A 6,878-nucleotide genomic window follows, 5' to 3' on the forward strand; every position below is an offset into this window, starting at 1 on the left:
TTGTGGGTGGTCGTTTCCCCTCCGTGAAAGTGCAGTCGGTTGCCGACACCGCAACGTTGACCCGACGGCTGCTCTCACATCCGGTGACAGTGTGCGCTGGTCTGGGTCCTGTGGGTGAGCCGCGATGACGAGCACGACGCTCGAGGTGGTGGTCCTCGCCCTGATTCCGGCGATTTTCTGGGGCTTTACGCCGATTTTCGACAAGCGCGGGATGGCCGCGGGCGGTGGCTCCGTGCAGGCGTCGCTGGTCGTCGTGGTCGTCGACTCGGCGATTTACTGGCTCGTTATCGCCGCCGTCTACGGCCGGTCGGCGTTTTCGGGGCTCACGCTCGAGGTGATCGCGATCTTCGTCTTCGCGGGCGTGGTCGGAACCGCGCTCGGGCGGATCACGATTTTCGTCGGCGTCGACAAAGTCGGGGCGAGTCTCAACAGTACGATCCTGAGTACGCGGCCGCTGTTTGCGACGCTGATCGCGCTCGCCTTTCTCGGCGAGCCACTGGGTCCGGTGACCGGCGTCGGCATCGTCGTCCTCGTCGCCGGCCTCGCCGTGTTGACGGCCTCGAAAGGCGGTGACCTCGCGGGCTGGCAGCCCCGCGATCTGCTGTGGCCGATCGCCGCCGCGGCCACCTTCGCGGTCGCGAACGTCGCTCGCCGCTACGGCATGCTCGAGTCGCCGATTTCGGCACTCGAGGCCGTCGCGATAAACGAGACGGCTGGCTTGGTCGCGCTGCTCGCCTACGTGGCCGCTGTCGGCGGGCGTGACATCCTCGAGCGTCCGCGCGCGTCGTACACGTACTTCGCTGGCAGTGGCCTCCTGACGACCGTCGCGATGCTCTCGCTGATGGCCGCGCTGGGCCTCGAGGAAGGTCGGATCGCCATCGTCGACCCGCTGGTCGCGACCGCGCCGCTGTTTACGTTGCTGTTTGCGGCCGTCCTTTTGCGCGACCTCGAGCGCGTGACAAAAGGCGTCATCGCAGGTGCGGCGCTGGTGGTCATCGGTGCGGTGTTGATCACGCTCTGATCGACGCGCAATCGGGATCGGCTCCTTCGCCCTCTCGCCCCATCTCTGTCGTGTGAGGAACAGGCACAAAACCTCGGCTTCTGGCCGGAGAGGACGTCTATTTCGATAGTCCTACCAGATGGTTTTAGCCCGACCTTGCACACAACACAGTCATGAGCGCAAATCCCACAACCGAGACAAACCAGAGGTTCGCTCGGCCGTCGAACCCGATCGGATACGTTGCCATTGTCATGGCACTCATTACCGGCGTGTTACACCTGCTGGCCACGATGAACGCAATCCAGTTCAGTACGGTGCTCGCCGTGTTATTCATCCTCAACGGACTCGGGTTCGTCGGCGGTGCGATTCTGTACCTGACGCCCTACTGGCGTCGGTCGCTGTTTCTCGTCGCGGCGGCGTACTCAATCATCACTATCCTCGCGCTCTTTCCGGTCCAGGGCTGGGGCGTTGAGGCGTTCTACATGGAGGGTTCGCTGAACCCAATCGCGGTCATCACGAAGGGCGCTGAGGCCGTGCTTGCGGTCTGTGCCGTCTATCTGTACGCTGTTGCCGAGTGACCGGGTGTCCGTCATCGATCCACTTTTGCCGCCGGTTTTTGGCCACCTCGCCATCGCTGACGCGTTACCGTTCTCGAGCCGATCGCCCGACGGATAGCCGAGGTAGCCGTTGATTGGTCCGTCTTCGAGGAGGTGGTATATTTTGCCACCCGAGCACGACAACGGAAGGGTTTACCTGCTCCGCACGATTGTCTCGCGCATGAAAGTACTGGTCACGGATCCCATTGCGGATGCGGGTCTGGACGTACTCAGAGACGCCGGCCACGAGGTCGAGACGGGCTATGAACTCGAGGGCGAGGACCTCCTCGAGGCGGTCTCGGACGCCAACGGGCTGATCGTTCGCTCGGGAACCGAGGTCACCGATGAGGTGCTCGAGGCGGCCGAGGAACTCGTCATCGTCGGCCGAGCGGGCATCGGCGTCGACAACATCGATATCGAGGCGGCGACGGACGAGGGTGTCATCGTCGCCAACGCGCCGGAAGGCAACGTTCGTGCGGCAGCCGAACACACCGTCGCGATGACGTTTGCGACCGCGCGCTCGATCCCGCAGGCACACATCCGCCTGAAAAACGGCGAGTGGGCCAAAAGCGAGTATCTCGGGACCGAACTCGACGGCAAGACGCTCGGTATCGTCGGCCTCGGCCGCGTCGGCCAGGAGGTCGCCAAGAAACTCAACACGCTGGGCATGGACCTTGTCGCCTTCGATCCCTACATCTCCGAGGAGCGTGCCGACCGCCTCGGTGCTGAACTTGTCGACTTCGAGGACTGTCTCGAGGCTGCTGACTTCCTGACGATCCACACGCCGCTGACCCCCGAGACGGAGGGTATGATCGGTGCAGACGAACTCGACCTCCTCGAGGACGGCTACATCGTCAACGTCGGCCGCGGTGGCATCATTCAGGAAGACGCTCTCGCCGCGAAGGTCGAAGACGGCACGCTCGCCGGCGCGGCACTGGACGTCTTCGCCGAAGAACCGCTGTCGGCTGACTCGCCGCTGCTCGAGCACGACGACGTCATCGTCACGCCCCACCTCGGCGCGTCGACGGAAGCCGCCCAGGAGAACGTCGCAACCTCGACGGCCGACCAGATCAACGCCGCGATCGCGGGCGAACCGGTCGCCAACGCGCTCAACGCGCCGTCGATCGACGAGAGCGCCTTCCCACGACTCGAGCCGTACATCGACATCGCCGAGACAGGCGGCAAGGTCGCTGCCCAACTGCTCGACGATCGCGTCGAGTCCATCGAGATCACCTACGAGGGCGAGATCGCCGAGGAGGACGTCGAGTTCGTCACAGCGAGCGCGCTCAAAGGCGTCTTCGAACCGCTCGAGTGGCAGGTCAACGCCGTCAACGCGCCACAGATCGCCGAGGACCGCGGCGTCGACGTCACCGAATCCAAGACCCGACAGGCCGAGGACTTCCAGAGCCTGATTTCCGTGACCGTCAGTAACGGCGACGACGAGGTCTCCGTCGACGGCACGCTCTTCGCCGGCGACGACCCACGAATCGTCCGTGTCGACGGCTACCGCGTCGACGCCATCCCCCACGGCAAGATGGTCGTCACGCGCAACACCGACGAACCCGGCGTCATCGGTCTTATCGGGAGCGTCATGGGCAAACACGGCGTCAACATCGCCGGCATGTTCAACGCCCGCGAGACCATCGGCGGCGAGGCGCTGACCGTCTACAACGTCGACAGCGAGGTCCCAGAAGAAGCGAAGGCGGAACTCGAGGGCGACGACCGGATCATCGGGATCAACTACATCACGCTGAACGGTCAGAACTGAGCGGCCCGTTCGGCTCGGTTTTGCTGTTTTTCTGCAACTGGTCCTGTGTGCGCTCGCGGGATGCCGTATGGGCTGTGCTCAGTACTGAACGACCGCGGTTGCGATGCCAATTGTCTGCCCAACGTTCACGAGGCTGAGTCCTGCGACCAGCACGCCGATATCGCTCCCGGCCAGCGAGGAACCGGCGTAGACGAGCAGGCCGAGGACGCTGAGGACGGCTCCGAGGAGATAGCGCTGCGGAGCCTCGGCGACGTGTTGACGTGATTTTCGAGCGCAAGTTTCGCCCTTCAGGGCGGGGTCGAGCGATAGGCCCGGCTAAACAGTCCACCGACGGTGGCAGGGACCGGGGTTCGACCGGTACACTTACTGTCCATGCTAACCATGGTATACGCACATGGTGAAGAGCACTCGTCATGCTGTTTATGAACTCTACTACCACGTAGTATTCATCCCGAAGTACCGGGAGCAGCGCCTCACGGGTGCGACCGCCAACCGGCTTCACTCCATCTTCGAGGAAATTTGTGAAGACAAGGACCTCGAACTGGTCGAAGCCGAAATCATGCCCGACCACGTTCATTTGTTCATCGGCAGCCCGCCGAAGAACGCCCCGTCGCTCATTGTCAACTGGGTGAAAGGCATTTCCGCTCGGTGGTACAATGAGCGGTCCAACGACCGTATCAAGTGGACGCGTTCGTACTATGTTGGGACTGCTGGCAGCGTCTCGAAAGATGTCGTCGAGCAGTACATCCGCGAGCAAAAGGACAAGCAAGACGGGGAGTGGACCGCATGAGGCGCGTCAACTCCTTCACCGTCGTCCCGCGCTCCGACGCCGACGAAGAACTGCTTCACCGGCTGTTGGACGCCTCTGCCTCGCTGTGGAACCAACTCACCTACGAGCGCCGACAGAACTTCACCGACCCCGACATCGACAAGTCGGTGTGGGAGACCGAGGACTACCGCAAGCAGTACGTCGGTGTCCTCGGGAGTGCCACTGCCCAACAGGTAATTCGCAAGAATACCGAAGCGTGGCGGTCGTTCTTCGCCCTGAAACAAAAAGGCGAAGCCAACGGCCTGCCGGGCTATTGGGGCAACGAGGAAGAGGGCCGGGAGTTGCGGATCTACATCCGCAACGACCAGTACACGCTCCGCTGGAGCGACCGTTCGACCATCGAAATCACGGTCGGCAGCGACCTCAAGGACGAGTACGACATGGGCTACCGCGAACGGCTCACGCTCGACGTTCGTGGGAAGCCGAAGTGGTCGGGTGACCAAGGCCGGCTGGAACTGTACTACGACGAGTTGAGCGACCGATTCAGGGCCATTCAGCCTGTCACCACGGATGATTCTCGACAGGACTCACCATTAGCCGACGAAACGGCTGCTCTGGATATTGGCACAAACAACATCGTCGCCTGTACAACCACGACCGGACAGCAGTATCTGTACGAGGGGCGCGACCTCTTCGAGCGGTTCCGCGAAACGACCCGCCGAATCGCCAAATACCAGTCGAAGGTGAAGCGCGAAGAGGGACGGTACACGTCGAAGCGGATTCGACGCCTGTACCGACGCCGGACGCGACGGCGCGACCACGCCATGGACGCGCTTGCCCGCGACCTCTTCGAGCGATTGTACGAGGTGGGAGTAGCGACGGTGTACGTCGGCGACCTCACCGACGTACTGGAGACACACTGGTCGGTGCGGGCGAACCAGAAGACGCACAACTTCTGGGCGTTCCGCGCGTTCATCGACCGGCTGGCGTGTACGGCCGAAGAGTTCGGCATCTCCGTCGAGGTCCGCCCCGAAGCGTGGACGAGTCAGACGTGTCCGGGATGTGGTTCGACCGACCGCACGACTCGGCACCAAGACACGCTCACGTGTCCGTGCGGCTTCGAGGGCCACGCGGACCTCACCGCGTCGGAGACGTTCCTCCGACGCCACGAATCGAATGTACCACGGCCGATGGCACGGCCCGTATGCCTCAAGTGGGACGACCATTCATGGTCGGCGTCACCACGCGCTCACCGTCCCAACGAGGAGCATACACACCCGCAAGTTACCGCCGGGGAATCGGCGTAGCCGAACCCCCACGGTGGAATCCTCGCGCTTTAGCGCGCGGAGGATGTCAATCGTGTAGGCCAGCCCCGCAGCCGGGATGAGCATCCAACCAGCGAGACTGAGCACAAAGAGTGGCGTCGCCACCGCCGGGCCCAGAAAGCCGACACCCCCAGCCAGCGTGACGACGAGACCAGCGAGCAGCACGCGCCGCCACGCCAGCAAGACGCCGCGGTCCATCGCCGACCACGAGAGGGCGGTGAAGACCACGATGATCACTGCCATCACCAGATGGGCGATGAACAGCGCGTGCTCGCTCGCGAGGCCGAGGTGGACGGCGGTGACGAACGTCCACGCGAGCGGAACGAGGATGATAGGACCGTTTTCGCGAAGCCGACGGAGCATGTGTTGTCCTACGGACCGCCCCACCACAATCGTTGTGACAACTATGCAGACACTCCAGCGACAGGGCTATGGGATTCGCTCAGGCCACCCCGAGTCCACCGAGGATGAGCCGAACGCCGATCAACCCGAGGAGCGCGAGCACACCGAGTCGCTGGGCTCGTTCCGGGAGACGCGGCCGTACGTACCGGCCGGCGAGTACGCCCGCGATAGCCGGAGCACCGAGCGCGACCGAAAGCAGACCGATCTCGAGCGACGGGTACAGACCGAAGAGCGCAGCGAACCCCACTCGAGCGGCGTTGATGCCGACGAACACGAGTGCGAGGACGCCGACGAACAGCCCCGGCTCGAGGTCACGACTTCGGACGTAGGCGACGACCTGCACGCCGACGTTCGTCGCGCCGAAGACGATCCCTGAGACGGTCCCGAGGCCGACCATCATCCCCGGCCGTTCGACGAAACAGCGATCCTCGAGTGCGGCGCGTCCGGGGATCGGAACTGCCCGCTGTGTCGCCCCGACGTACGCAAGCGTTACGACCCCGAGCGTGATTGTCAGCGGATCGGCCGGGATCGACTCGAGGGCGGCCATGCCGACGAGCGTGCCAATGAGGGTCGCCAGCACGTAGGGCCAAAAGCGCCGGCTACACGAGCGGACGGTGTCAGCATCGAGTTCGCCCAACAGCGAGACGTTCGTCGCGAGAATCGGGACGATCATTAACACGACCGCGACCGAGGGCTCGACGACGGTCGCCAGCGCCATCGTCCCGACGAGGGCAAAGCCGAAGCCGGCGATGCCGGTGACGACGCCGGCCAAGAGAAGTGCTGCGAGGACGAATACGGCGGTCGACGGATCGACGGTGACGACCGCGTGCTGTGAGAACACGTGTTTTCGTTTCGTTTGCTTGGCACATAACCCTGCCCGCCCCTATTAAAATACAGAACACATGATAGGTATTGCCTGCTGAATATAGAGAATCCATGAAAATCCCGCAGCTAAGGGCCTAGGCCGTGAACGAGGCACTAGGGACTGGCTGAGACCGCAATCCATCCGGTGCGATAA

Annotated in this window: 7 protein-coding genes; 5 read left to right on the top strand and 2 right to left on the bottom strand. The window is 63.3% G+C overall.

Annotated features, from left to right (window positions below; genetic code table 11):
* Positions 1 to 124: 124 nt before the first annotated feature.
* The 5 genes from BW940_RS09365 (at position 125) to BW940_RS09390 (ending at position 5,440) form a co-directional block, all read left to right on the top strand.
* A complete protein-coding gene (locus tag BW940_RS09365) occupies positions 125 to 1,021 on the top strand; it encodes a DMT family transporter (RefSeq protein ID WP_076608929.1) in 897 nt (298 codons plus the stop codon).
* 152 nt (positions 1,022 to 1,173) lie between these two features.
* On the top strand, positions 1,174 to 1,578 hold the full coding sequence (locus BW940_RS09370; protein ID WP_076608930.1) for a DUF7475 family protein: 405 nt from the start codon (positions 1,174 to 1,176) through the stop codon (positions 1,576 to 1,578).
* Positions 1,579 to 1,777: 199 nt separating this feature from the next.
* The gene (gene serA / locus BW940_RS09375; RefSeq protein ID WP_076608931.1) at positions 1,778 to 3,364 is read left to right on the top strand and encodes a phosphoglycerate dehydrogenase; all 1,587 of its coding nucleotides are present in this window, start codon (positions 1,778 to 1,780) and stop codon (positions 3,362 to 3,364) included.
* 394 nt (positions 3,365 to 3,758) lie between these two features.
* On the top strand, positions 3,759 to 4,154 hold the full coding sequence (gene tnpA, locus BW940_RS09385) for an IS200/IS605 family transposase (RefSeq protein WP_076608933.1): 396 nt from the start codon (positions 3,759 to 3,761) through the stop codon (positions 4,152 to 4,154).
* On the top strand, positions 4,151 to 5,440 hold the full coding sequence (locus tag BW940_RS09390) for an RNA-guided endonuclease InsQ/TnpB family protein (RefSeq protein WP_076608934.1): 1,290 nt from the start codon (positions 4,151 to 4,153) through the stop codon (positions 5,438 to 5,440). Before tnpA ends, BW940_RS09390 begins: the two co-directional genes overlap by 4 nt.
* On the opposite strand, the gene BW940_RS09395 is transcribed toward BW940_RS09390, so the two are convergent.
* Complete coding sequence (locus BW940_RS09395; protein WP_235847789.1) at positions 5,372 to 5,821, bottom strand: hypothetical protein; 450 nt, start codon at positions 5,819 to 5,821, stop codon at positions 5,372 to 5,374. The two genes, BW940_RS09390 and BW940_RS09395, sit on opposite strands and share 69 nt — an antisense overlap.
* Positions 5,822 to 5,900: 79 nt before the next feature.
* Positions 5,901 to 6,701: a sulfite exporter TauE/SafE family protein gene (locus tag BW940_RS09400; RefSeq protein WP_076608935.1), complete on the bottom strand. Its 801-nt coding sequence runs from the start codon at positions 6,699 to 6,701 to the stop codon at positions 5,901 to 5,903.
* Positions 6,702 to 6,878: the final 177 nt, after the last annotated feature.

The sequence above is a fragment of the Natronorubrum thiooxidans genome, assembly GCF_900156475.1.
Taxonomy (GTDB): Archaea; Halobacteriota; Halobacteria; order Halobacteriales; family Natrialbaceae; genus Natronorubrum; species Natronorubrum thiooxidans.

Excerpts from the sequence above, each read along its gene's own strand:
- BW940_RS09365 (WP_076608929.1), top strand. The coding sequence starts at position 125 with ATGACGAGCACGACGCTCGAGGTGGTGGTCCTCGCCCTGATTCCGGCG.
- BW940_RS09370 (WP_076608930.1), top strand. The coding sequence starts at position 1,174 with ATGAGCGCAAATCCCACAACCGAGACAAACCAGAGGTTCGCTCGGCCG.
- serA (WP_076608931.1), top strand. The coding sequence starts at position 1,778 with ATGAAAGTACTGGTCACGGATCCCATTGCGGATGCGGGTCTGGACGTA.
- tnpA (WP_076608933.1), top strand. The coding sequence starts at position 3,759 with ATGGTGAAGAGCACTCGTCATGCTGTTTATGAACTCTACTACCACGTA.
- BW940_RS09390 (WP_076608934.1), top strand. The coding sequence starts at position 4,151 with ATGAGGCGCGTCAACTCCTTCACCGTCGTCCCGCGCTCCGACGCCGAC.
- BW940_RS09395 (WP_235847789.1), bottom strand. The coding sequence starts at position 5,821 with ATGCTCCGTCGGCTTCGCGAAAACGGTCCTATCATCCTCGTTCCGCTC.